The following is a 26,744-nucleotide window of genomic DNA, read 5'->3' on the forward strand; positions in this document are numbered from 1 at the left end:
CGCAATTCCATACAGTCATAGGGGTTTCTGGCTTTTCGCTGGAATGTTTTTTTAAATTGGCAAGATTTTTGCTATAATGATTTGTCGAATTCCAACGGAATGTGTTGGTGGCGGAAATCCCCCGCCAGACATACCATCGATGAAATATGTGAGATTTTAAGGAGGTACAAGAGATGGAAGACTGGAAGGTACTCTATGCTTCCAAATTAATGACGGCAGATGAGGCCGTCCGGCAGATCCCCGATGGTTCCCGGGTCTTTTTCGGCCATGCGGCCAATGAACCCCCCGTCCTGGTGGATGCGCTGGTGCGAAACTATGAGCAATATAAGGATGTGGAGATCGTCCACTGGGTTCCCATGGGAAAAGGGGAGTACTGCGATCCCAAGATGAAGGGGCACCTTCGCCACAATGCCATGTTTGTGGGCGGCCCAACCCGCAAGGCTGTGCAGGAAGGACGGGCGGACTACACACCCTTTTTCTTCCACCAGTCCACCCGATTCTTCTCTGACGGCACCTTCCCCATTGACGTGGCGATGGTTTCCGTCACTCCGCCGGACAAGCACGGCTATGTGTCCCTGGGCGTCTCCGTGGGCGGCACCAAGCCCGCCTGCCTGAACGCCAAAATGGTCATTGCCCAGGTCAACGACCAGATGCCCCGCACCATGGGGGAGTCCTTCCTTCACGTCTCCCAGCTGACCTGCTGTGTGGAGGCATCCACGCCTCTGCCGGAGCTGGGCGGAGGCACCATCGGCGAAGTGGAGGAAGCCATCGGCCGGAATGTGGCCTCCCTGGTGGAGGACGGCTCTACATTGCAGCTGGGCATCGGCACCATCCCTGATGCGGTGCTGAAGTTCCTGGGGGACAAGAAGGATTTGGGCATCCACTCCGAGATGTTCTCCGACGGCGTGGTGGATCTGTACCAGAAGGGGGTCATCACCGGTGCCAACAAGCGGCTGGACAAGGGCAAGATGGTGGCTGCCTTCCTGATGGGCTCCAAAAAGCTTTACGACTTTGTGGATGACAATCCGGACGTGATGATGCGGACTGTGGACTACGTGAACAACCCCGCCGTGATCTGCCAGAATCCCAAAGTGGTGTCCATCAACTCCTGCCTACAGGTGGACTTCAACGGTCAGGTGAACTCCGAGTCCATGGGCACCAAGCAATTCTCCGGCATCGGCGGTCAGCTGGACTATGTCCGCGGCGCGGCCATGTGTCCCGACGGCAAAGCCATTCTGGCCATGCCCTCCACGGCCAAGCACGGGGAAGTGTCCCGGATCGTCCCGGTGTTTGAGCCCGGCACCACTGTCACCACCACCCGTACGGACGTCCACTACATCGTGACGGAATACGGCGTCGCCAACCTGCGGGCCAAGAGCCTGCGGGAGCGGGCCCGGCTCCTCATCAACATCGCCCACCCCAAGTTCCGGGATCAGCTCTGGGAAGCTTACTACGAACGCTATGGCAAGGAGGATCAGTAATATGTCCGAGAAAAAAATTGAGGCCGTCAATGGACATACCTTACAAAAGGTATTCCTGTCCGTGGAGGATCACATCGCCGTTATGACCCTCCACAATCCCCCGGTGAATGCGGCAGACGGCGTGGTGCAGGAGGAGATCCTGCTCCTGTGCGACTATATCAACCATGAGGACGACATCTGGGTGTGCATTATGCACTCCGACATCAAAACCTTCTGCGTGGGCGTGGACATCAAGCGATTCTATCAGAGCATCCTGGATAAGGATGTCACCAATACCCAGGAGGTCTATTACGATGGTGCTCAGGCCCTCTATGAACTGCGGGTTCCCCTGATCTGTGCAGTTCACGGCCACTGCCTGGGCGGCGGCGTGTGCTACCCCGCCGGTGCGGATATCTCTATCGCCGTGAAGGGGACCCTCTTCGGCGCACCGGAGGCAAAGCTCAGCGTGGTGGGCGGCAGCGCCCATCTAGCCCGCATTCTGCCCCCCCAGATCCAGCGGGATATGAGCTACTGCGGCACCTTCATCACCGCAGAAGAGCTCCACGACAAGTACGGCGGTGTCACCATGGTGGTAGACACGCTGGAGGAACTGATGCCCGCGGCCATGGACAAGGCGCGGGAGTTGTGCCGCCGTGGTCCCCTGGTGCTGCGGTACCTGAAAGCCTGCATGAATGAGCAGGAGGATTTCCAGATCCACCGGAAGGATGAGCTGGAGGTGACTTACACCCGCTACATGGCTCGTCATGCGGATTTCAAGGAGGGTGTTTCCGCCTTCCTGGAAAAGCGGGAGCCGCAGTATACCGGCCAGTAAAACACATCCCCCATACAAGACTTTAGGAGGAAGGATCATGAGAAAGAATGCAAAAAAACTGTTTGCGCTGATTCTGGCACTGTGTATGTCGCTGACGTTGCTGACTGCTTGCGGCGGCGATACCGCTGGCAGCGATTCAGGCGTGGGAGAGAGCTCCTCCGGTGGCGAGACGATCACCTGGCGCCTGCAGAGCAGCTACTCCCTGAATTCCCTGCAGGGCGATATGGCCACCAACCTGAAGGAGGCTCTGGAGACCGCTACCAATGGCCGCCTTCAGGTGGAGCTGTATGAGCCGGGCGCTTTGTGCCAGACCTCCGATATACTGACCTATCTCTCGCAAAATGCCTTTGACTGTGCCGTCATCTTCGGCTCCACCTTCTCCGGCCTGATTCCGGAGGCGGATCTGGCCTGCGGCATCCCCTTTGCATGGGAGAGCTCCGCCGAAATCTATGACGTAATGGAGAACTATGGGTTGCTGGATGTGATCCAGGAGGCCTACGGAGAACTGAATCTCAAATACTACTGGAATGCCCATGAGCCCAACTACAACGTCCTGGCAAACTTCCAGGTAGAGAGCCTGGAGGACTTCCACGGCAAAAAGATCCGCGCTCTGGGCGTGTGGGGCGACTTCCTGGCTGCGTTGGGGGCCTCTCCCACCAACATCGCCGGCACAGAGGTCTATCAGGCCCTGCAGCTGGGCACCATTGACGGCGCTCTGTATGGATGGTCCTCTCTGAGTGACTCCAACAACATCCGCGAGGTGGCGCAGTACGCCCTCAGCCCCTCCATGTGCTTCTGCCAAATGGCCACCGTGGTGAATCAGGACAGCCTGAACAAGCTCCCTGAGGACCTGCGGAGCATCGTGGACGAGACCATCCGGCTGGCCAACATCGGCGTCATCGGCCAGGCCCATGTGGTTGGTACGGAGAAAAGTGTTCGAGACGCTATCCAGGGCGGCTACACTGAGCTGTCTCCGCTGCCTGATGACGTCCTGGCCGAGATGCGTGAAATTGCTGTCACCCAGACCTGGGAAGAGCTGGCCGCCAAGAGCGAGCGTATGGCCCGCGGTATCGAGATCATCAAGCAGCAAAACCGTGACTATGGCCGCCAAGTGGATTACTGAGTCCGCGCGTTCCTCACAGAAAAATAGAATTCAAGAGAAGGGAAAGTGAGACATGAACGCACTATTGAAATTATCAGGCGGCATTGACGCCATTAATCGGACCATTGGCAGAATCTTCGCCTGGATTCTTCTGCCCATGATCTGCCTCACCGCCTTTGAGGTATTCTCACGTTATGTCCTCAAGTCTCCAACCGTCTGGGCATGGGAGCTGATTATCCAGATCTGGGGCCTGATGCTGATGGCCTGCGGCGGATACTGCTACTGGAAGGGCGGCCTGGTGCGAGTGGATCTGCTTTATAATAAATTCCCTGTCAAAGTCCGCTGCGGTATCAATATCGCCACCGCCATTCTGGTCCTAATCTGTATGGGGCTGGTATTTATCTACGGAATAAACATCTTCCTACTGTCCTTCCGCCTCAATGAACGGATCTCTTCCGTGTGGGGGTCTCCCATGTGGACCATCCGGTTTTGGGTGCCTCTGGGCGCTGCACTGATGTTCATTCAAGCCATCAGTGAGCTTATCAAGAATGTAGCCGCTATGGCAGGCAAGATTGAACTCACCAACAACTCCGACGAAGTCGCGGAGGCAATTGAAATCGTGAAGTCCGCTGAGCATCTGCCTGACGAAACCGGAAAGTCCAATGGTATGAAGTCAAGTAGGTGATGCAAGAAAATTTTAAGCGAAACAGAGTAAAAAGCACTGTGTAGACAGCAAAAAGGCAACACCAACCAAAGCCCTGTCCCTGAGAAATTTTGAAACAGGGCCTATGAGTCAGAGTGGCAAGCTGCGCTCTCAGCCCTCCGGCGGGATATACAGGCGGTTGTCCTTTAGCAGCCGAAAGACCAACCGGACCAGTTTTCTGGCAGTTAAAGCGAGTGCGCGTTTATGCTGGTACTTGTTGACCTCTTTGAATTTGAGGTCATAGTAACGCCGGAACTCGGAGTCGCATCTTCTCACGGAGTTGGCGGCTTCCAGCAGGTAGTAGCGGAGATAGCGGTTGCCGGATTTAATCATTCTGGAGTGTTCGGCCTCGAAGTCGCCAGACTGGCTCCTGTTCCAGACAAGGCCGGCGTATTTGGCAACCGAGGCTTGGGAATCAAAACGGTGGATATCACCAATCTCAGCAATGATACCGGCGGAGTAGACCTTGCCAATACCGGGGATGGAGGTCAAAGTGTTCGGAATGATTTCAAACTGCTGTTCAATGGCCTTATCTAATACTTTGACCTGCCCTTTCAAGGCGCGCATGGAGGCAATAGAAACAGCCATTGCTTGGTTTACAGTGTCGTTTACTGTTTTGGGCAGCCGATAGGAGCCTTTGGCTGCAGCCCGAACTGCCTTGGCGGTAGCATCCGGGTCAGCAAATTTGCCACGGCCTGTTTCAGTAATAAAGGCAGTCAGTTCCTCCAGGTCGGCATTCGCCAAGTCATCCACGGTTTCAAAGTGTTCCATGAGTGCGATGGTGGTGGCGCTGGTGTTCTGAATGTCTTTGTCCTGGGCCATGCCGGAGCATTTGAGGAATAAGTAGTTGGCGAACCGCTGCTTCTCCCGGGTCAAGTTTTGGATGACATCAAATCTGGCTCTGGTAAGGGTTTGCAGGGCTTTGTAGCGGTAATCGTCCATGTAGACCTCCCTGTTGATTCTGCCGAAACGGAGATGGTCGGCAATCACAAAGGCGTCCACCCAGTCGTTCTTTGGCAGGTCAGAATAGGCTTCCTTGAATTTCCGCACCTGCTTTGGATTTAGAACATGGATTTTCCTCTGAAACCGCCCCAAGCGGCCATCCTCACGAAGAGCATAGACTAGGCTGTCCCCGTAGATGGAGGTGGCCTCCAGGCCAATCACCACACGCTCAAGCTGCATGGAGCCAAGTGCCGATACGATTCTCTCTGATAACAGTTTAGCACCGCCAAGGTTATTCTGCACGGAGAAGCTGGAGTGTTTGCTGCCGTCCGGTTTCATCAGGTAGGCCACATTGTTCTTGCTGCTCACATCAATGCCAACGAATAGTGGATTCACAATTTTCACCTCCCCGCATGGAGATTTCAGGCCAGCAGGCTTTGAGATACCCATGATAACCGGAGCATCTGGCACCCTCGCTTATCAGAATCATTCCTGGGCAGACCAATGCGATAGCCCTCACTGCTGAAAGGGCGGTCTTGTCCCAGGCAAACAGCCAATGAGTTTGCAGCTAACTTCCGGTTCAGGGGAACAGACTTTCAGTGAAGTAGCCTTACGGCTCAACCGGAGGACTCAGAACTTGACCCTGCTGTCCTACAGCTATTGTATCACGGGCACCTCAAAGCCTGCTGATACCTGAAACTATTAACTTTGAAACTTATTATACGAGGAGGAGTCCCTATGGTCGCGGGCACGTCCGCACGGGAATCCGTCAAAGAAATGAAGCGGTTGAAAAATGAACCGCTCCTGCTGCTGGTCATCATCGCCATTATCCTGTTTGTGGGAATATTTGTGATCTATCCAGTGGTCAAGGTCATCCTGTTCCCCGATGGGGGGACCTATCTGGAGCTGTTCAACCGGCCCCGCTGGCTCACCGCCATCAAAAACAGCCTGTTCATGACCCTGGTCTCCACCATCTCCTGCACGGCGGTGGCATTTCTGTTCGCCTATGTCATCGCCCGCCTGGATGTGCCCTGCAAAGGGCTGTTCCGATTTATTACACTGCTTCCCATTGTCTCTCCGCCCTTTATCGTGGCGCTGAGCTATATCCTGCTCTTCGGCGTCCAGGGGATCATCACAAAAGGCCTGCTGGGACTCCATGTGGATATCTATGGCCGCCTGGGACTGTGGATCGTCCAGACTGTCACCTTCTTCCCCTACGCCTACTCGGTGATCTACGGCGTGATGAAGGGCATCTCCACCAATCTGGAGTATGCAGCCTACAACATGGGCGCCACCCGGTGGCAGGTGTTCCGGGATGTGTTCTGGCCCCTGTGCCGCCCCGGCGTGGCCGGCGGCGCCCTCATCGCGGCCATCAACGTCCTGACGGATTTCGGCAACCCCATCATGATCGGCGGCGATCTGGCCCTGCTGCCCACGGAGGCGTATATGCAGATCAACGGCTGGTACGACATGAGTACAGCTTCCGTCCTGGCGGTGGCACTGCTGATCCCGGCCGTGGCGCTGTTCCTGGTGAACCGCTTCTGGGTGGGCAGGCGGTCCTATGTTACCATTACCGGCAAGGAGATTTCGCTAAATCCCTTTCCGGTCCCCAAGTGGGTGAAGTGGACCCTGTTCACGCTGACCATGCTGATCTCCCTGTTCGTCCTTCTGGTGTACGGCACCCTTTTCTACGGGGCCTTCACCAAGACCTGGGGATATGACTGGTCCTTCACCTGGGAGAACCTGCAGTACGTGTTCCTGAAAGGGGAACAGATCTGGAACTCCATCAAATACGGCCTCCTGGCGTCTTTAGGCGCCGCGCTGCTGGCCATGGTCCTGGCCTACATCGTACAGAAGAAGCAGGTAGGCCTCAACAAGTTTCTGGACTTCCTGGCCATCCTGCCCGGTGCCATTCCCGGTATGTTTCTGGGCATCGGATTTGTGCTGGCGTTCAACGGCGGCTGGCTGTCCCTGACGGGGACGGGCGCCATCATGGTGCTGGCGCTGCTGTTCTGGAATCTGCCCACCTGTTACAGTGCGGCAACAGCAGGCCTGCAGCAGATCGGCGCCTCGGTGGAGGACGCGGCCCTGAATCTGGGAGCCAACAGCTTCCGCTCTTTCAAGGATGTCATCATTCCGCTGCTGAAGGCGCCGTTTCTCTCGGGCTTCGTGCTGTCCTTCCTGCGGTCGGTTACCTGCCTCAGCGTGGTGATCTTCCTCTACGCGCCCTCCACCACCGTGGGCACCATCTCTGTGATGGTCCTCGTGCAGAGCGGACAGTGGGGCGAGGCGGCGGCGTTTACTGTGGTGCTCATCACCATCGCGTTTACCGTGCTGCGGCTGGCTCAGTGGCTCCTGGGCCGCCAGGGCATCAAGCTGGAACTGTAAAGGGAGGCGGAACGTATGGATGCTTATATTGAATTTCGGAACGTCGTCAAGAAGTTCGACGACTTTGTGGCTCTGGACCATGTGTCCTTACAGATCCCAAAGGGGGCGTTCGTGACGCTGCTGGGCCCCTCCGGCTGCGGCAAGACCACCCTGATGCGCCAGCTGGCGGGGTTTTCCGAGCCGGAGGAGGGCGACGTCCTGGTGGACGGCAAGCGGATGAACGGGTTGCCGCCCTTCAAGCGCAATACGCCGCTGGTGTTCCAGGAGTATGCGCTGTTTCCCCACATGACGGTGTATGAGAACATCTCCTACGGCCTGAAGCTGAAAAAGGCGCCCAAGGAGGAAAAGGACCGCAAGGTGGCGGAGATGCTGGAGATGTTCAACCTCCAGGGACTGGATGGGCGGTTCCCGAAGCAGCTCTCCGGCGGCCAGCAGCAGCGGGTGGCCTTTGCCCGGGCGCTGGTGATGGGGCAGGAGATCCTGCTGCTGGATGAGCCCCTCAGCAACCTGGACGCCAAACTCCGGGTGGAGGTGCGGACGGAGCTGCGGCAGATCCAGCAGAAGTTCGGGATCACCACCATGTACGTCACCCACGATCAGGACGAAGCCTTGTCCATGTCAGACATCATCGCCGTGATGCGCAGGGGCCGCATCGAGCAGATCGGCAGCCCCTGGGAAATCTACTTCCGCCCCGCCACCCGCTTTGTGGCGGACTTCGTCGGCACGGTGAACTTCCTGGAGGGTACGGCCCATCGGGAGGCAGACGGCAGCCTGTCCGTGGACCACAGGGGTATGCGCCTCCGGGTGGACGAGGACACGGACCTTCAGGGCGGCGAGCCGGTGACTCTGGTGGTCCGCCCGGAGGGTATCAGCCTGATGGGGCTGGAAGAGACTGTCCCGGAGGGCACGGCGCTGCGCGGCACCATTGAAAATTACAGCTTCCTGGGTCGTATGATCCGCTACTGGGTGCGGGTAGGGGAGGAGGTCTTTGTCATTGATGACGCCAATGTGGACCTCACCGGCGCCCGGACAGGGGATGTGCAGCTTCGTTTGGATACTCGCAAGCTCCACGTGCTGAAAGGCGGTGGTGCGGATGCTGCTGGTTGACTTTATCAATGTGGGCTATGGCGACGCGATCCTGCTGCGGGAGACGGAGACACCCTTCGCCATGCTGGTGGACTGCGGGGACGCTCGCATCGGGCGCTCCCGACCGGACGGACGGCGGATCACTGCGGCGGACTACCTGCGCCGGGAGGGGATCCGGGAGCTGGACCTGCTGGTGCTGACCCACCTCCACCTGGACCACGCCGGCGGACTGACTCATTTGCTGCCGGGGGTCCGGGTGCGGGAATTCTGGACCAACTACCTCCCGCCGGAGGAGATGTGGGGGCACACACTCCCGGCAGTGCCGGGAGCTCCAGCCGGCGCCCGGTGTCTGATGACCTCTATGGGGATTTATGTAAAAGCCCTGGCTCATCTGCGAAGCCAGAAGACGGAGATCCGGCTGATCCGGACGCCCTGTGATTGCCGGCGGCTGACGGAGACATTGTCTGCCGGTGTTTTTCTGGAGGATGAAGAACTCCGGCTGCGGCAGGCTTCCATCTGGGACGCCGTCCTTTCTGGCGCGGGCAGCAGCGGGGACCTGGAGGCGCTTGACGGCTTTATCAACAACACCAGTATCCGCCTGCGGCTATCCTATGCCGGGCAGGAGATTGAGCTGCCGGGGGATGTGTATGCCTCCTGCTGGGAGCGGCACCAGCTCCCGCCCTGCACCCTCATAAAGCTGCCCCACCATGGGCACGGGGACGCCTTGACATCCCGACTTCTGGAGATGCTGCGGCCACGGTACGCCGTTATCTCGGTCTCGGATGATCGGACAGATGACTGCCCCAGCAAAAAAATTATTCAGCTTTTGTCGCAGTTTGGCGTTGAATGCTTTTTTACGGATGCAGTACCGTGTCAGTATGCTCCGGATCAGCCTCATGTTGCCATACGTTTTCGGATTGAAAAGGGAGTTCTTATGGTATCGGACGTGTAAAAAGATGTGGGGGGAGGGAACCGCTCTGAACACTGGACCCCAACGATTTATCAGGATGTGAACGACTCCTGCCTGACGCACGCCGATATTCCCGCCAGGTTGGATTACAATGGGGACTGGCGCGGAGACAACAAGTGAGAGAATCTCAAAAATTATTCCCGGATTCCTTCTGCATATTGTTCTATATGAGAGACTTTGTTCCACTATTTTATGGAATACGACGTTTATTACCCGCGGGGCATACCGAGGGCATCTTGACAGCATTTCCCGTATCCAAAGCGGTTGTAACCTGGACGGATCAGCCCATCTCCACTGATGGGGTACAGGTTTCCGCCATCATCGCGTGTCAATGCATGAGCCGGAAGCGGCTTACGTGCAGACTGCAGGGCATTCGGGCAGAAATGCGATTGCGGCTTCGAGAAAAGGGCAGGCGCTTCGGCGCCTGTCACTTTCCTAAAATTAGGAATGCGCACAAAAAATCAGGATATGTACGTGGAAGGAGTGCCGTTCTGCCCGTCGTGGCGGGATAGAATGCTGCTTCCGGCCTGACGCCTGCTGTCATACGCTTTCTGCTTTTTTGCGTCACAGTTGGCCGACGCGATGCCGCCCGGAGGAGACTCTGTGTTCTCGTACCGCGACGTTTTTTGCCTTTTACGGGGCCATGTAAAACAAGCTCAAATTGGTCTGGCAGACCCAACCTGGCTTTATAGCTGTTTGAAACAGCATCGGCTCATAGATGGAAATCTCGGGCTTATCTCTGCCGCACCTTGAGCAGTGGGCATTGCCCCTTTTTCTCTGCCTTTTCAAAGTGGACACAGGCTACCGCCTGGTATTGCATTCCGCTTCTCTCCCGGCTGATTTCCAAAGAAATCAGCCGGGTTTCCTGCGCCTTCAAAGAATTAGATGGTATCTGGAAGAATTTTTGCGTGGTTTTGCCGTATTCTGAGCTGCTGTGATAAGCATTTGTTGGCTTCATAGCCGAGACGATGATCTGGTGAATGCTTTGCGCTGTCTTAGGGCTCAAGCCCTTGAATGGTCTCTTGCTCCGGTTCCAGTCCACCCGGCCCTTTTCCGTGTCGCTTATACCTTTTACAGCAACATAACAGATGGCACCGCGGTGTCATTCTCAAACTGCTGGTTTTAAATACGACAGAAAAAATATTACGTTAAAAAATATGGCGGCTGAGGAGCGGGTTTATCACTCCACAGCCTGCATAAGCATATAAGCATTACTTATGCGCTATACGTACTGTTTCCAATGGAGAGACGGAGGGGGGCGGCGCGCTTCCCCGGCTTCATCCAGCTAAAAATAATTTGATTCAAAAATAATATTATGTCTTATTTTTTGCTTGTTTTCTGCGAAGTCATGAAGTATGATAGGGGTGTAAGAGACCGGCGTCCTCCAAAACGGTATATACCGTTTTTATTTCCGCTTTGCGGAAATAAGGAGCTTTGTTTTCCGGCGAAAATAACAGAAGAAGGAGCGAGAAAGATGAAAACAGGTAAGAAACTGCTGGCTCTGCTGTTGGCGGTCGTCATGACGATGAGTCTGCTGACCGTGGGGGCGTTTGCGGAGGAGACCCCTTCGTCCGAGACGCCTTTGGAGCAGCAGGATTCCGGCAGCGGGAACATCCCGGACGATCCGGCAGAGGGACCTGCGGATGACCTGACAGGCAATTCTGAGGATGGGGCCGCAGGCGAGTCCGACGCAGCCCTGACGGCGGCAGACACTTCGTATGTGGCAGAGGTCGACGGTCAGCAGTATGAAACACTGCAGGCTGCTGTTGACGCTGTGCAGGGCAGCGGCACGATTGAATTGACGAGCAGTATTGCATTGTCAGATCAGGTGACCATTGACAGCGGAAAGACGATCATTTTAGACATGAATGGTGAGACGTTGTCTATTGGCTTTTCGGACAGCAGTAAAAATTTGATCGTAAACAATGGCACACTTACAATTACAGGCGACGGTACCTTTGATGCAACTGAGGCGACAAGCTACAAGGGCTTCATCAATAACTATGGCACGTTGACTGTGGAAAACGGAACATTTCAGATAGCTGATAAAGCCATGACCGTTCATCTGAGAAATCAGGATGGCGGTAAGGCTGTGATTAATGGCGGAACTTTTAGCGGTGGGGCAACGATTGTTCGCAGCTTTGAAGGCTCCAATACGACAATTACCGGCGGAAGCTTTACAAATAGTGTTTATCCCGCTGTTGATGTAAACGGAGAAACGCTGATTACCGGCGGAATTTTTACGAATACGTCTTGCAGCAGGTGCGATAGCCAAAATTGGGGATATACGGTCCGCAGCGGCGTGGACAACGATCCTGATGCCAAGCTGACGATTACGCCGTCGTCTGAGGGAAGCGTTGTTGTGACCGGCACGCAGGGAGCCCTTAGTGCGACCGCTGGGACAATGGAAGTCAATGGCGGCAGCTATAAGACGGTAGATTGCGCCCAGAAGCATGGCGCTGTATTCTATGCGCTTTATGTGGCCGGAGAAGCCGGTGCCGTACAGGTTGTTGTAAATGACGGTACATTTGTGACGGAGGGGAAGCAGACTGCCGTTCTGGTTGGAAACAGCAACGACGGGGGCCTGAAAGAACAGGCGGTTCTCCAAATCAGAGGCGGTCAATTCAGCGCACCTGAAGGAATTCCGGCCTACAAGGTAGATGTAGCCTTGGGCGGATTGAACATCACTGGCGGCACATCCTCCAGCAAAGTCGATGAACAGTATCTGGCCGAGGGCTATGTGCAGAACGCCAACGGCGAGGTCGGCTCCCGGGAAGAGATGATGGTTGCCGAGGTCACAACCGCAGAGGGGGTGGAACAGTATACCTCCCTGGCAGAGGCTGTGGAAGCGGCTGCGGACAAGTCTGTCATTACGCTGCTCAAAGATACAGAGGGCGACGGAATTGTGATCGATACATCCAAAAAGAACCTGACGATCGACTTCAATACCCACTCCTATACGGTCAGCGGAAGCACGGTGGGGTCTTCCGGTACAGAAACCAACGCGTTTCAGTTCTTGACGGGTGGTTCCCTGACGCTGAAAAACGGGTCCATCATCTTTGCCAATCAGAAGACCCTGCTGATCGGCCTGCAGAACTATTGCAACCTGACGCTTGAGAATATGGTGATTGATGCCAGTCAGGCAAGCGCACCCTGTCAGTATGCGATTTCCAATAACTGCGGTACTGTTCAGTTTATCGGAAATACGAGTATAAAGGCATATAAAAACCAAACGGCTTTTGATTCCTGCAAGTTTGGCAGTTACGAGATTCCCACGGTGAAGATCAATACCACAGGCACCATTACCGGCGATATTGAATTGAGCGGCGGCAAGCTGGAGATTTCTGCCGGCACGTTTGAGGGAAATATTCGTACGGTCAGCGGTTACGCAAAGGGTGATGCAATCATCACCGGCGGCACGTTCTCCAGCGATGTGAGCAAGTATCTGGCCGAGGGTCTTGGACAGGATGCCAACGGTACTGTGGGCAAGGTCGAAGAGGGATTTGCTGCCGTCAGAATCGGCGATACCTATTATCAGACGCTGGCCAAGGCCATCACCGAAGCAAAAGAAAATGATACCATCACGTTGCTGAGAGAGGTGGATCTTGGCAGCGACAGAGTTACGATCAACAAAGCGGTCACTCTGGATCTGAATGGCTGCACGCTTACAAGTTCTAACGCGACCAATACGCTGTGGCTGGAAGCCAGCCGTGTGACCGTTCAGGACAGCAAGGGGAACGGCAAGATCCAGAATACTGGCTCCGGCAGCAACAATATTGCAGTTGTTGTCAATGGTCAGGGCACTGAGGCGTATTTCAAAAGCGGTACGGTTTCCGGCAACTATGCCGTCTTTATTCAGAACGGAGCAAAGGCCGTAATTGACGGCGGCAAATACACAGGCACCTATGGTATCAACACAGTTGGTACAAGTGATGAGGCAAACAAAACCGCTGTGGAGATCAACGGCGGGGAGATACAGGCGGTCGCATTTGCGGTTGCCGGAAATGGCTCTGCCGACTATACGGAGACAGTGATTACCGGCGGCAGACTGGAATCCACTGAGGGAAATGTCATCTATCATCCCCAGGTAGGCGACCTGACGATCAAGGGTGATGCAGAACTGATCGGCCCGAACGGCGTGCAGTATTGCGGCGCCGGTACGCTGACCATTGCTGAAAATGCTGTGATTACCGCAACGCTGCCCTTTACGGAATTTCCCACCAAGCCCGCTTCCCAGGGGGATGGCAGCACCGATGATGGCGCGGCCCTGTCTGTTGTTTCCCGCGGCGGCGGTTATCAGGGCGAGGGGCAGACCATGACCGTGAATATCACCGGCGGTACGCTGACCAGCCGCAACAATGCGGCGATTGCCGTATACCGTTTGGAACGTGTAAACGGCCAGTGGACAACAAATGAGAATACCAAGATTGTCAGCTACCTTGCGGCGCTGACAGTCAGCGGAGGCAACTTCTCTGCCGGCAGCAAAAAGGACGCTTTTGAGATTGATACCCAGGCTGCCGACAAAATCAGTGTTACCGGCGGCTACTTCACCTCTGATCCCAGCGATTACGTACCGGAAAATGCGGAACCCAAGCTCTTTGTGGTCGCTTCCGACAAGACGGGCTACGCCTACATGGTGACCACCACGAAGCCTACGGAGGTCGATCCCATTGTCACGGAGAAGACGGAGACTGAAGTAAGCGAGAGTATCGAGCTGGAAGACCAGAAAAAGATCGAAGCGGTCATCGACAATGCGCAGGTCAGCGGCGTTTCTGACGCGGTGACGGAGTCCGCGCAGAATGCCATTATCAATCAGGTGGAGGGAGAACTGAAGCCCGAGGACAAAGTGGTGGTGGAGATCACCGTGAGTCTGACCGCCGATAAAGCGGATTTGACCACAGCGGACAAGATGTATGTCTCCTATAAGGCAGAGCCTGTGGCGAAGGTCATAGTCAACGACGAAAGCGTAGGGAAAGAGATTCCCGTAACCAACGACTATCTGGACGGCCAGACCCTCATTGAGGTCCGCCTGCCGATTCCGGCGGACTTGGAGCCCCAGGAGATCATGCACATTGCGGATGACGGCACCCGTGAGCGATATCTGAATGGTTCCGGCTTCACTGTGGAGGATGGCTGCGCGGTGCTGCATGTTAAGCATTTCAGCACCTTTGTGCTCAACGGCCAGCTGACAGTTGCCGCCAAGATCGGTGAGAGCGAGTACGGCACGCTGCAGGAGGCTGTGAACGCCGCGAAGTCCGGCGATACCATCGTTTTGACGCAGGATTGTGACGAGAAGATCTCTGTCTCCGGTAAGAGCGTGACCATTGACCTCGATGGACACACTTATGATAAGGACAAGATCACGCTGGGCAGCCGCTGCAGCATGAGCGTGAGCGATGGTAAGATCACGATTACTTATTCCGCTCCCTCCGGCGGCGGATCCTCTTCCTCCAGCAGCGGTGATTATACCGTCAGCGTGGAGAACAGCAAGCACGGCACCGTCACCGTCAGTCCCAAGCGGGCGGACAAGGGCGATACCGTGACCATCACCGTCAAGCCCGACAATGGCTATGAGCTGGACGAGTTGACTGTCACCGACAAGGACGGGGACACTGTGAAGCTCCAGAGCAAGGGCGGCAACAAGTACACGTTTACCATGCCCGGCAGCAAGGTCACTGTGGAGGCCACATTCACTCTGGAGAAAGAGGAGAACCTGCCCTTTGCCGACGTGGCGGAGGACTATTGGGCCGTGGAGGAGATCACCTGGGCCTATGAAAACGGCTATATGAACGGTGTCAGCGCCGAGCGGTTCGCCCCCGGCAGCACGGTGACCCGCCAGCAGCTGTGGATGGTTTTGGCCCGTCTGACGGAGTTCAATCCCTCCAACATGACCGAGGCGCAGCACTGGGCCGTGGAGAGCAAGATTTCCGACGGCAGCAACCCCGGCGGCGCCCTGACCCGCCAGCAGATGGTGACCATCTTGTACCGCTGGGCGCAGCAGATGGGCTATGACGTGTCCGGGCGGGCCGATCTGTCCGCGTTCCCGGACAACGCCTCCGTGGCCGCTTACGCCACGGAACCCATGACCTGGGCTATCGCAGAGGGGATCATCTCCGGCACCACTGAGGGCCTGCTGAACCCTGCCGGCACGGCCACTCGCGCCCAGTTTGCGGTGATTTTGTACCGGTTCTTTGAAAATGTGATGTAAGTACCATGCTTTGCTTCAGGGCGGTCCTTCGGGGCCGCCCTGTTTTTCTGTCCGATGGCGGGATGCAAAGCCGTCAAGATACGAGATGAATGGATATATCTCCTGCATGTGCCGCAATGTCTATGAAACTCCCTGGGACGCACTGTGCGTCCCGGGGAGTTTCGGGCATAGAGGGGCGTCCCATGAAGTCGCTGGCCGTACGGCAGGACACGGCAGCGAGGGGCCAGACAAGGAGCAAAGAGGGATCCATTCAACCGTTAGGCCGGCGGCGGTTCCTGAAATAGAGCCGGAGGGCGGCAGGCAGACGCGATCCGCTTCTCTGCATGTCAGCTTTGACGGCCCAAGGCAGGAGGCTGGACCTCGTCCGGAACTGCCGCTGACATGCAGATGGAGGGGATGTGTTCCTTCCCGAGGGGGGACCTGCTCCTTGATGGAAGAGAATCCTTCCAGCACAGCTTTAACTTCGATTTTACAAACAGGGGGTGGAGCGACCCCCGCCTCTCCCTTTATACTGGTATCAACCGACGGGCCGGCCTTGTTGGAGAAAAATATTTCGCCTCTTCTACAAGCGGCCGATTCCCGCTGAGGGGGGGCTTTTCATGAGAACAGGCACCGCCTTGTAAGTTTGCTACGGGATAGGAGAGATCAGATCATGCGGCAGGATATTCGGGTTTTGGACCGGGTGCGCGGCGCCTACGCCTCCCTGCGGCCATCGGAGCAGCGGGTGGCGGACTATGTGCTGAAGGACCCGGAGACCTGTACCCGGTGCACCATTTCAGAGCTGGCAGACCAGGTGCAGGTGAGCCAGCCCACAGTGATCCGTTTCGTGCAGGCCCTTGGATTTGACGGCTACCGCAACTTCAAATACTGCCTCATCCGGGACCGCAGCGGCGGCGCGGCCCGGGAGGCCTGCTTCGACCACTTGGGAGGCTTCGACTTGAAGCCCTGGGACCAGCTGGAGGACCTCCCCCTGAAAGAGGTTCGGGTGTCCGGCGGCCTGCTGGAGGAGGCACTGAAGTCCCTGTCCGTCCAGGAGCTGGACCGGGCCGTGCGGATGCTTGCCACTGCCCGGACCATCGACATCTACGGGGTGGAGAACTCCTGCACGCCGGCCAGTGATCTCCTGACCAAGCTGACCTATCTGGGGCTCTGCTGCCGGATGCACACCGACGCCTATCTCCAGCAGATCGCCGCCGCCCATCTGGGGGTGGCGGACGTGGCGGTAGCCTTTTCCCACTCCGGCTGCTCCATGGATACGGTGAAGGCGCTGAGACTGGCCAGAAGGGCGGGGGCAAACACCATCGCCGTCACCAGTCGGAAGAATCCTCTCTTGGCCAAGTACGCCGACGTGTGCCTGTATACCGGGGGAGAGGACACTGTGATCTACGGCACAGCCATCTTCTCCCGCATTCCCGATCTGGCGGTGGTGGATCTGCTGTACATGGGGATCATTCAGAGCGACTATGAGCGGTTCTCCCGCAGTCTGGACAAAAGCGGAGCGGTCATTGCCGACCGAGGCTATCCGGAGGCGTGAGATTCCCCGGCGGGGGCTTTCTTTGTAATTTTTCTACAAGGAAGGCCCCCTGTTTTTGATGCCTTTTTACGTTTCTCTAACGGAAAATTAAACCTTTTACGCTTGTTTTGCGGAGCTGGAATTTGCTAGGATTACACCGTCGCCGGACGTGCGGCGGCGCCCACAAGAACTTTTGAAACCGAGAAAGGAGCGGTTTTTCATGCTGGAACTGGAGCATATCCAGAAGGCATTTGACGGCGTGCCTGTACTCAAGGACCTCTCTCTCCAGGTGGAGGACGGAGAGATCGTCTCCATCCTGGGGCCCTCTGGCTGCGGCAAGACCACCCTGCTCAATATCATCTTGGGCATCGTGGATGCCGACCAGGGAGAGATCCGATACAGCGGGGAGGATCTGACCCGCACCCCCATGGAGAAGCGGGGCTTCAACATCGTCTTTCAGGACTACGCCCTCTTTCCCAATTTAAACGTACAGCAGAACATCACCTACGGCCTGCGGAACAAGCCCGGCATCTCCTCCCGGGAGGAGGTGGATGAGCTCATCGACCTGCTGGGCCTGCGGGAGCACCTGGGCAAGCGCATCGACCAGCTCTCCGGCGGCCAGAAGCAGCGGGTGGCCCTGGCCCGCACCCTGGTGATGAAACCCCGGATTCTCCTGCTGGACGAGCCCCTGTCCGCCCTGGACGGAGTCATCAAGGAATCCATCAAGGACCGGATCAAGACCATCGCCCGGGAGTACCACCTGACCACCATCATCGTCACCCATGACCCGGAGGAGGCCCTCACCCTGTCCGACCGGGTGCTCATCATCGATCAGGGGTCCATCTCCCAGTACGCCAGGCCGGACGAGATCGTCCACCAGCCCAGGAACGACTTTGTGCGCAAGTTCATCCTCCGCCAGCTGGAGATCAAGCGCGGCAATATCTACGCCCTGTTCGGCGACCGCCCGCAGCTGGCCGGCGAGGCTGTTTGAGGAAAGGCGCCATGAGACGGAAAAATTGGGAGCTGAAGGGGATTTTCTGGATCATCACCCTTCTGTTCGTGGGCTTCCTGGCCGCCCCCATCCTCCTGCTGCTGGGCAAGTCCCTGGTGGGGGAGGGCGGATTTACCTGGGAGTTCTATGCCTCGGTGGTGACCCGGGAGGGATTTCTCACGGCCCTTGGCAACAGCTTTGCGGTGGCGGCCGCATCGGCCGTGACGGCCACGGTCATCGCCTTCCTGATGGCCTATGCGGTCCACTACACCGGATTGCCCAGGTGGGCCAAGCGGCTCATCACCGCCATCGCGACCCTGCCCATGTTCCTGCCCACCATCACCTATGGCTTTGCCATCATCTACTCCTTCGGCAAACAGGGGCTGCTCACCCGCCTGCTGGGGCGGCAGTTCTTTGACATCTACGGCTTCGGCGGGCTGCTGGTGGGCTATGTGATCTATACCATTCCGGTGGCCTTCCTGCTGATCCACAACACCATGGGTTTTGTGGACAAAAAGACCATCATTGTCTCCAAGGCCATGGGGGACCGGGACCTGGCCACCTTCTGGATCGCCATTCTTCGCCCCCTGCTGGGAACTCTGGCGGGCGCCTTCATTCAGGCCTTCTTCCTGTGCTTCACCGACTTCGGCATCCCCGCCTCAGTGGGCGGCGGCTATGAGGTCATCGCCACCCTCCTCTACAACCAGATGCTGGGCGGCATCCCCGACTTCAACCGGGGGGCGGTCATCGCCATGATCCTGCTCATCCCCTCCATCGGCAGCATCTGCATCCTGCAGCTGCTGGAGCGGTTCAATATCCGCTATACCCGCATCTCCCAGGCGGACCTGCGGAAGAACCCCCTGCGGGATACGGGGTGGGGCGTCTCCAGCACGGCGATCTCAGTGGCCATCCTGTCTATCTTCGCGGTGATCTTTGTGGTCCCCCTGGTGGAGGAGTGGCCCTATCAGACCAGCTTCTCCCTGGAGCACTTCGCCGCCGTATTCACCGACAGCGAGCTGATTACCGTCTACTGGCACTCTCTGGTGATGGCCCTGCTCACTGCCTTCCTGGGCACTCTGGCGGCCTACGGCGCCGCCCTCATCACCGCCCGGAGCACCTTGCCCCCGCGGTACAAGCGGGTCATCGAGAGCATTGCCCTGGTGACCAACGCCATCCCCGGCATGGTGCTGGGTGTGGCCTATCTGTTTCTCTTCTCCGGCAGCGGCCTGCAGAATACCCTGCTGCTGATGATCCTGTGCAACATCGTCCACTACTTCTCCACCCCCTATTTGATGATGAAGAACTCCCTGTCCAAGATGAACGCCGGCTGGGAGACCACAGCCATGCTCATGGGGGACAGCTGGCTCCAGACCATCCTCCGGGTGGTCACCCCCAACGCTCTGTCCAGTCTCATCGAGGTGTTCAGCTACTACTTCATCAATTCCATGGTCACCATCAGCGCCCTCATTTTCATCGCCGGGGCCCGGACCATGGTTCTCACCACCATGATCAAGCAGCTGCAGTACGTGAACCGCTTCAACGAGGTGTTCGTCCTCTCCCTGCTGATCCTGGCCACTAACCTGATCGCCAAGGGGCTCTTCTCCTGCCTGGCCAGCTATAAGGCATCCCATCCGGTGAAAGAGCGCCGTTCCATCCAACTCTTTGGAAACAGAAAGGAAGCAGTCCAATGAATTTCAAAAAATACCTCGCCCTGGGAACCGCCCTGACCCTGACCCTTCTCGCCGGCTGCGGCAGCTCCGGCTCCGGCGATGACCAGATCGTCATCTACTCCAACGCCGATGAGGAGGCCGTCACTGCCATGGAGAACGCTCTGGACGCAGGCGGCTATGAGGGCAAGTATATCGTGCAGACCTACGGCACCTCCGAGCTGGGGGGCAAGCTGCTGGCCGAGGGCACCAACCTAGAGGCGGATCTCGTGACCATGAGCACCTTCTATCTCCAGAGCGCCCAGGAGCAGAACAACATGTTCCTGCCCCTGGACTTTGAGGTGAACACCCTGGAGGAGGTGCCTGACTACACCGCCCCCATCACCTCCCAGGAGGGGGCCATCATCCTGAACACTGAGCTGATGGCCTCAGAGAACCTGCCCACTCCCACCTGCCTGAAGGACCTGGCTGACCCAGTGTACGCCGGACAGGTGGCCGTCACTGACATCCAGTCCTCCTCCACCGCATGGCTGCTGATCCAGGCCCTGGTGGACGCCTACGGCGAGGACGGGGCCGAGGAGACGCTGGCCGCCATCTATGACAACTGCGGCGCCCACATCGAGACCTCCGGCTCCGGCCCCCTGAAGCTGTGCCGGGCCGGCGAGGTGGCCATCGGCTTCGGTCTGCGCCACCAGGCAGTGGCCGACAAGGCTGACGGCCTGCCCATCGACTACGTGGACCCCACGGAGGGCAACTTCTCCCTTACTGAGTCCGTGGCCGTCCTGGACAAGGGGGAGGACACCAACCCCCTGGCCATGGAGATGGCGCGGTGCATCATAGAAAACGGCCGCGCCGAGCTGATCCAAACCTACCCGAATCCCCTCTATGAGGGCGAGACCGCCGACCCCGCCAACCAGTCCGACTACCCCAGCATCTTTGACGAGCCCCTGACCTTCGAGCTGTTCACCGCCCACCAGGAGCTCTCCGAACGGGCCAAGGGCTGAACTGGCTTGTCTGTGAGAAAAGGAGGAACCGACCATGAATACCTATAAACTACTGACCCCCGGGCCCCTGACCACCACCGACACGGTGAAGGAGGAGATGCTGGTGGACCGGTGCACCTGGGATGACGACTACAAGGCCGTCACCCAGAAGATCCGCCGCCAGCTGCTCCAGCTGGGGCACGTGTCGGAGGATGACTACACGGCCGTCCTGATGCAGGGCAGCGGCACCTTCGGAGTGGAGAGCGTCCTCTCCAGCGTGGTGGGGGACGAGGACAAGGTCCTCATCTGCTCCAACGGGGCCTACGGGGTGCGCATGACCCGGATCTGTGACCGGAACCGCATTCCCTATGTCCACTACGCCGAGAGTTATGACCACATCCCCGACCCCGCCCGCGTCGCCCGTCTGCTGGCTCAGGACCCGGCCATTACCCACGTGGCCATGGTCCACAGTGAGACCACCAGCGGCATCCTCAACGACATCCAGTCCGTGGGCAAGGTGGTCCGGGACGCTGGGCGGACCTTCATCGTGGACGCCATGTCCTCCTTCGGCGGGGTGGATATCCCCGTCTCCGACTGGGGCATCGACTTTCTGGTGTCCAGCGCCAACAAGTGCATCCAGGGAGTACCCGGCTTCTCCTTCATCCTGTGCCGCCGGGACAAGCTGCTCTCCAGCGAGGGCAAGGCCCGCTCTCTGTCTCTGGACCTGCTGGACCAGTGGAAGGGGATGGAGAAGGACGGCAAGTGGCGCTTCACCTCCCCCACCCATGTGGTGCTGGCCTTCTCCAAGGCACTGGACGAGCTGGAGGCGGAGGGGGGCATCCCCGCCCGGCACCGCCGCTATGCCGAGAACAACCGCCTGCTCATTGAGAAGATGCGCGCCATGGGATTTGCCCCATACATCGACGGGAGCCGCCAGGGCCCCATCATCACCACCTTCTTCTATCCCGCCGGGGTACCCTTCCAGTTCTCCGAGTTTTACACCTACATCAAGGAGCGGGGCTACGTCCTCTACCCGGGCAAGCTCACCGATGCAGATACCTTCCGGGTGGGCAACATCGGAGAGATCTACCCGGAGGATATTGAGAAACTTGCTTCCATCATCGCCGGCTTCCTGGCCGCCCATAAGGAGGAGATCGCATGATCCGGGCCGTCATCTTTGACTGGGCGGGCACCACTGTAGACTACGGCTGCTTCGCCCCCGTCCAGGCCTTTCAGGAGGCCTTCGCCCACCACGGCGTGCCGGTCACCCTGGAGGAGACCCGTAAGCCCATGGGTATGCTGAAGCGGGACCACATCCGCACCATGCTCCGAATGGAGCGCATCGCCCGGGTCTGGGAGGAGACCCACGGCCGCCCCGCGGGGGAGGAGGACGTGGAGGCTGTGTACGCCCTGTTTGAGCCCAAGCTCTTCTCCATCCTGGACCGGTTTTCCACACCCAAACCGTTTGCGGTGGAAACAGCGGCCGCCCTGCGGGAGATGGGGCTGAAGATTGGCTCCACCACCGGCTATACCGACTCCATGATGCACATTGTCGCACCCAAGGCCGCCCGGCTGGGCTACGCCCCCGACTTCTGGATCAGCCCCGACGGGGTGGGCGGCAGGGGCCGTCCCGATCCCTACATGATCTTTGAAAACCTGAAGGCGCTGGAGGTCCCCAGTGTGAAGAACGCCGTGAAGGTGGGGGACACTGTCTCCGACATCCGGGAGGGGGTCAACGCCGGCGTGTGGTCAGTGGGGGTCATCGAGGGCAGCTCCGTCCTGGGTCTGAGCCAGACAGAGTACGAGGCCCTCACTCCGGAGGTGCGCAGGGATGCCTGCCGCCGGGCAGAGGAGACCTTCCGCACCGCTGGAGCCCACTTTGTGCTGAACGATTTGTCCCAGCTGCCGGAGCTCATTCGGATGATCGGGTAATCACAACCCAAGTACATCTCAACTGATGCTGCCCCCAGGCCATGCAGATGGAGAAACCGACAGCAGCCCATAACCCGCAGGCCGTTGGTTCAAATCCGGCCCCAGCAGCCACAAAGCCGTCTGATTTTTTAAGAAATCAGACGGCTTTTCCGTGCATAAAGAAAACTGCCGGAACAGCCGGAGGTTCCCCAAAGCCTAAGCTCTGAAAAAGCATCCTCCTTTGCTGGAATGGAAGAGAGCTGCCAACCACCGGAACGAACAAAAGGAGGAATCAAGTCCGGATGAAATCTGAATGGGCGTCATCAATGAATGGATTTGGCAGTTAAGTGAGAGAAAGGCAAGGGACCTTCTGGAAATCAGCTATGTGGGCCGTAGACGTGTCTCCTACCATTTCCGGTTCTCAATTCGAGCCGATTGACTGGACTGAAAAGCGAGCAGAAGCAGCCGTTACAGGCACTGGGCCGGACTGTGCTGCCCACGATTCTCATACCATTAAGATTTTGCCGGCAGATCAGGAGAACAAACTCTCTATGTGAGAGGTGTGCCGACTCCCGAAGTAAGACTTAGCGGCCTTCGGCTCCAGGTTTGTGGCTTTGCTTGGCCGGAACGGCGGGATCCTCCGCCGGACTGATTGCGCCCGAAGACCCCAACATTTCATTTCCGGGAATTGAATATTTCGCCTCACAAAGCCGCCGCCCCGATAGCTCTCTCCCCACGAACCGGGACGATGGAGGGGCCTGTCCGTGCGGCGGTTTGCATATACGCCGACAGCCGGAAAATCCGCAAAAATGATTCAGCACCTTTTCTTTTCGACAAAATACGATATAATAAAGAAAAACGCCTGTTCCACAGCCGGGACGCTGCCTCTCCGTTTGCATGGAATGGATTCGGTGGGATTTGCCGGCGGGAGCTGTTTGAAATTCAGAACACTGCGTATGGGGAGGAGACTCATGATTTCGCTGTTTCTTGTTGAGGATGAGCGGATTGCCCGGGAGAGTATCCGAGACAATGTTCCTTGGCAGGAACACGATATCCTGTTCCTGGGGGATGCGCCGGATGGAGAAGTCGCTCTGCCGCAGCTCCTGGAAAAACGGCCGGATATTCTGCTGACGGACATCAAGATGCCGTTTATGGACGGCCTGGAGCTGGCCCGGATCGTGCGGAAGGAGCTGCCGGATACCCGCATCATCATCCTCAGCGGACACAATGAATTTGAATATGCCAGAAAGGCCATCACCCTGGGCGTAAATGACTATCTGCTCAAGCCTGTCTCCAGCAGGGATATTCTGGAAGCCGTGGACCGCAGCAAGGCGCAGATTTTGGAATGCCGCGCACGGCGGATTGAGCGGCAGAGCCATAGCATCACACAGCGGGAGCTCTTTTTCAGCAATCTGTACAGCGGCATCCTGATGGGACCGGCGCAGATGCTCCAGCGTGCGGCGCAGCTTGGGATCTCTTTGGCTGCAGGAGCCTACCAGATCATCCTGACGGAGCTGGACGGTGTGATACCGGATCGGGAGGCGCTGCGGGACAAGCTGTATGCCGCGCCAATGGCATACGGCTCCGGCTTTGATGGGGAGCGGGCCACGTTCCTGCTGCTGGCGGAAGACGCGGCCGGGCTTCCCCCAAAATTGCGGGAGTTCTCTGCATGGCTGGAGGCGCTGGCCGGGCAGGAGGGACTGAGCGTGCATCTGCTGCCTGGAAAACAGGCGGCCCGGCTCAGCGACCTGCCGAAAGCATACCATCTGCTGACGATTCAGAAAAAGCAGCGGGAGTCCGCAGACAGCAAGACGCTGTCCCACTCCACCTCCTTCCAGCGGGACACCCTGCTGGACTTTTTGCGGACTGGGAAGCCGTCTGCACTTCCGTCATTTTGGGCCCACTACCGGCCGACCATCGAGTCCGGGTATTCCTCCTTTGTCTATCGCTGCTATCTCTATACAGAGCTTTTCTTTGTGGTCCATGAGTTCTGCCAGGAAAACCGGATCCCCCTTCCGGAATCCCTGCGCCAGGAGGATCTGCTGGAAAAGCGTATTCTGCTGACGAATTCCGTAGATGATTTCCTGACGCTGGCTTGCCAGCTCTGCGAAGAGGTGATGGAGGTCCGCCCCGGGGGCAGCCGGCACACGCCCTCCGCAGAGCAAGCCAGAGCGTATATCGACCGCCACTATATGGACCCGGAGCTGTCCCTCTCCTCGGTTGCGAATGCAGTGTCTGTAAGCCCCAACCACCTCAGCACGCTTTTCAAATCCAAAATTGGCGTCGGGTTCAGTGAATATCTGACGGAGGTCCGAATTCGCCAGGCCAAACGCCTGCTGATTACCAGCGATCTGCGGGTCAGTGAGGTCGGAGAACGGGTGGGGTATCAGAATATGGAGTATTTCAGCATGCTGTTCAAGAAAAACACCGGGCAGACGCCCAGCCAGTACCGCCGCTCCCACACGCTATGAGACGGATGAGTCGTGCAGCCGGCGCCCTGAAAACCGCCCTGGGCCGCCGTGGGAGCATACGGAGCAAGATCCTGGCGGGGTTTACGGTCATCCTGGTGGGGATGTTGAGTATCAACCTGCTGGTTATCGGCCTGTCCCACCACTTTTTGGGAGAATACCATATCCTGGCGGAGCGGGTCATTTCCGCAAACAAGCTGATCCCCACTGTCCGGGATGACGTGAGCCTGGACGCCTATTATCTGGTGGCGGGGCGCCGCACCCTGGAGACGACCCAGCTCTTCCACCACATGGAGGAAATTCGCCAGGGGCTGTATCTGCTGAAGCAGGAGAACAATTCTGAAAACGGCCGGATCCAGCTGCAGATTGCCACGCGCACCTTCGGCACCCTGCAGCGGTACTGTCAGAAGCTGGGGCAGGAGATTGATGCGGACGTGTCCCTGGAACTGCAGAATGTGACGCTGGAGCAGATTCGGGATGTCTCCGCCCTGGTGTACAACCAGATTGAGGAATACATTTATCTGGAGCTGCTCTGGGGGGAGTCCATTGATCAGATGCTCCAGACCGGATTTCAGCTGCTGCTGCTGGGGGATCTGGCGGCGGTGGTGCTGATGGTGGCGGTTCTGGCATTTTTGCTGATGCGCATCAACCGGACCATCAACGACCCCATCCAGGCGCTGGTGGAAAACACCCGGCGGCTGGCGGAGGGCGACTTTGATGCCCTGATGGAAGATGCCGGGGAGAATGAGGTCACCATCCTCAACAAGAGCTTCAACCGCATGGCGGCAAAACTCCAGCGCCTGATGGAAAAAGTGGAGGAGGACACCCGCACCCAGGAGCAGCTGGAGCTGCGGCTGCTTCAGGAACAGATCAATCCCCACTTTCTCTACAACACGCTGGAGATCATCGTCTGGCTGGCGGAGTCCGGGGACAAGGAGCAGGTCATTCAGGTGGTCCAGTCCCTCTCCCGGTTTTTCCGGGTGGTCCTCAGCAAAGGCCGCGCAGTGGTGTCCCTTCAGGAGGAGCTGTCCTGCATCCAAAGCTATCTCTATATTCAGAAAGTGCGCTATGCCGATATCCTGAACTATGAGATCCAGGCGGAGCCCGAAGCCTTGGACTGCCGGATCCAAAAGCTGAGCCTGCAGCCCCTTGTGGAAAACGCGCTGTACCACGGCATTGAAAAGAAGCGGGGGGGCGGCACCATCCGCGTCTGCGCCGATGTGAAGGACGGTTGCCTGGTGGTTCAGGTGGCAGATGACGGCTGCGGCATGACGCCTGAGAAATTGGAGGAAGTGCAACGGGAGGTGGCCGGAGATCTCGGCCAGATTTCCGAGGGCGGGTTTGGGCTGCCCAATATTCAAAAGCGCATTCAGCTGGCCTATGGAGCGGATTACGGCATTCACGTGAGTTCTCGGCTGGGCTGCGGGACTCGGGTCACACTGCAGATTCCGGCAAAATCGTAAAAAAGCTGAGAAGCAGCAGAAAAAAGCAAAAGTCCGGCTTTCCGGCCGGACTTTTTT

The 26,744-nt window shown here is 57.7% G+C and carries 18 protein-coding genes; 16 read left to right on the top strand and 2 right to left on the bottom strand.

All coding sequences use genetic code 11. The features are described 5' to 3' along the window. Positions 1 to 173: 173 nt before the first annotated feature. From DN611_RS00835 to DN611_RS00850, 4 genes are read left to right on the top strand one after another with little or no spacing between them, the layout of a single operon-like run. Entirely contained in the window at positions 174 to 1,481 is a 1,308-nt protein-coding gene (locus DN611_RS00835) for an acetyl-CoA hydrolase/transferase family protein (protein WP_119310426.1), read from the top strand. Between the two features lies 1 nt (position 1,482). Beyond that, positions 1,483 to 2,292 carry an enoyl-CoA hydratase/isomerase family protein gene (locus tag DN611_RS00840; protein ID WP_021749571.1) on the top strand — a complete coding sequence of 270 codons (810 nt, stop codon included), beginning with the start codon at positions 1,483 to 1,485 and terminating at the stop codon, positions 2,290 to 2,292. A 37-nt stretch (positions 2,293 to 2,329) separates the two neighbouring features. Continuing rightward, positions 2,330 to 3,415 (top strand): TRAP transporter substrate-binding protein DctP, encoded by a 1,086-nt coding sequence (gene dctP, locus DN611_RS00845; protein WP_021749570.1) that lies wholly within the window; start codon positions 2,330 to 2,332, stop codon positions 3,413 to 3,415. 52 nt (positions 3,416 to 3,467) lie between these two features. After that, positions 3,468 to 4,079: a TRAP transporter small permease subunit gene (locus DN611_RS00850; protein ID WP_119310427.1), complete on the top strand. Its 612-nt coding sequence runs from the start codon at positions 3,468 to 3,470 to the stop codon at positions 4,077 to 4,079. Between the two features lie 129 nt (positions 4,080 to 4,208). Here DN611_RS00850 and DN611_RS00855 read toward each other — a convergent pair whose 3' ends face one another. Beyond that, complete coding sequence (locus DN611_RS00855) at positions 4,209 to 5,435, bottom strand: IS110 family transposase (RefSeq protein ID WP_009261591.1); 1,227 nt, start codon at positions 5,433 to 5,435, stop codon at positions 4,209 to 4,211. Between the two features lie 342 nt (positions 5,436 to 5,777). On the opposite strand from DN611_RS00855, the gene DN611_RS00860 reads away from it, so the two are divergent. The 3 genes from DN611_RS00860 to DN611_RS00870 are packed head-to-tail and all read left to right on the top strand — an operon-like array spanning position 5,778 to position 9,465. After that, on the top strand, positions 5,778 to 7,427 hold the full coding sequence (locus tag DN611_RS00860; protein ID WP_025544009.1) for an ABC transporter permease: 1,650 nt from the start codon (positions 5,778 to 5,780) through the stop codon (positions 7,425 to 7,427). 15 nt (positions 7,428 to 7,442) lie between these two features. Beyond that, positions 7,443 to 8,534, top strand: a complete 1,092-nt coding sequence (locus tag DN611_RS00865) for an ABC transporter ATP-binding protein (protein WP_025544010.1) — start codon at positions 7,443 to 7,445, stop codon at positions 8,532 to 8,534. Next, positions 8,521 to 9,465 carry a ComEC/Rec2 family competence protein gene (locus tag DN611_RS00870; RefSeq protein ID WP_119310428.1) on the top strand — a complete coding sequence of 315 codons (945 nt, stop codon included), beginning with the start codon at positions 8,521 to 8,523 and terminating at the stop codon, positions 9,463 to 9,465. Before DN611_RS00865 ends, DN611_RS00870 begins: the two co-directional genes overlap by 14 nt. A gap of 751 nt (positions 9,466 to 10,216) precedes the next feature. On the opposite strand, the gene DN611_RS00875 is transcribed toward DN611_RS00870, so the two are convergent. Continuing rightward, the gene (locus DN611_RS00875) at positions 10,217 to 10,525 is read right to left on the bottom strand and encodes a hypothetical protein (protein ID WP_119310429.1); all 309 of its coding nucleotides are present in this window, start codon (positions 10,523 to 10,525) and stop codon (positions 10,217 to 10,219) included. 432 nt (positions 10,526 to 10,957) lie between these two features. Between DN611_RS00875 and DN611_RS16910 the strand changes: the two genes are divergently transcribed. From DN611_RS16910 to DN611_RS00925, 9 genes are all read left to right on the top strand, one after another. Beyond that, positions 10,958 to 15,691, top strand: coding sequence for an S-layer homology domain-containing protein (locus DN611_RS16910; RefSeq protein ID WP_333637352.1), 4,734 nt, complete (start codon positions 10,958 to 10,960; stop codon positions 15,689 to 15,691). 652 nt (positions 15,692 to 16,343) lie between these two features. Beyond that, the gene (locus DN611_RS00890) at positions 16,344 to 17,225 is read left to right on the top strand and encodes a MurR/RpiR family transcriptional regulator (RefSeq protein ID WP_119310431.1); all 882 of its coding nucleotides are present in this window, start codon (positions 16,344 to 16,346) and stop codon (positions 17,223 to 17,225) included. A 199-nt stretch (positions 17,226 to 17,424) separates the two neighbouring features. After that, positions 17,425 to 18,195, top strand: a complete 771-nt coding sequence (locus DN611_RS00895; protein WP_119310432.1) for an ABC transporter ATP-binding protein — start codon at positions 17,425 to 17,427, stop codon at positions 18,193 to 18,195. Positions 18,196 to 18,206: 11 nt separating this feature from the next. Beyond that, positions 18,207 to 19,886, top strand: a complete 1,680-nt coding sequence (locus DN611_RS00900) for an ABC transporter permease subunit (RefSeq protein WP_021748045.1) — start codon at positions 18,207 to 18,209, stop codon at positions 19,884 to 19,886. Further along, positions 19,883 to 20,866, top strand: coding sequence for an ABC transporter substrate-binding protein (locus DN611_RS00905; RefSeq protein ID WP_119310433.1), 984 nt, complete (start codon positions 19,883 to 19,885; stop codon positions 20,864 to 20,866). The genes DN611_RS00900 and DN611_RS00905 overlap by 4 nt, the downstream gene beginning before the upstream one ends. A gap of 34 nt (positions 20,867 to 20,900) precedes the next feature. Then, positions 20,901 to 22,007, top strand: coding sequence for a 2-aminoethylphosphonate--pyruvate transaminase (locus DN611_RS00910; RefSeq protein WP_021748043.1), 1,107 nt, complete (start codon positions 20,901 to 20,903; stop codon positions 22,005 to 22,007). Next, a complete protein-coding gene (phnX, locus tag DN611_RS00915) occupies positions 22,004 to 22,777 on the top strand; it encodes a phosphonoacetaldehyde hydrolase (RefSeq protein ID WP_119310434.1) in 774 nt (257 codons plus the stop codon). The genes DN611_RS00910 and phnX overlap by 4 nt, the downstream gene beginning before the upstream one ends. A gap of 950 nt (positions 22,778 to 23,727) precedes the next feature. Beyond that, positions 23,728 to 25,227: a helix-turn-helix domain-containing protein gene (locus tag DN611_RS00920; protein WP_158629783.1), complete on the top strand. Its 1,500-nt coding sequence runs from the start codon at positions 23,728 to 23,730 to the stop codon at positions 25,225 to 25,227. A gap of 5 nt (positions 25,228 to 25,232) precedes the next feature. Next, positions 25,233 to 26,687, top strand: a complete 1,455-nt coding sequence (locus DN611_RS00925) for a sensor histidine kinase (RefSeq protein WP_160117384.1) — start codon at positions 25,233 to 25,235, stop codon at positions 26,685 to 26,687. Positions 26,688 to 26,744 lie beyond the last annotated feature (57 nt).

It is taken from the genome of Oscillibacter sp. PEA192, assembly GCF_003574015.1.
Classification (GTDB): Bacteria; Bacillota; Clostridia; order Oscillospirales; family Oscillospiraceae; genus Oscillibacter; species Oscillibacter welbionis.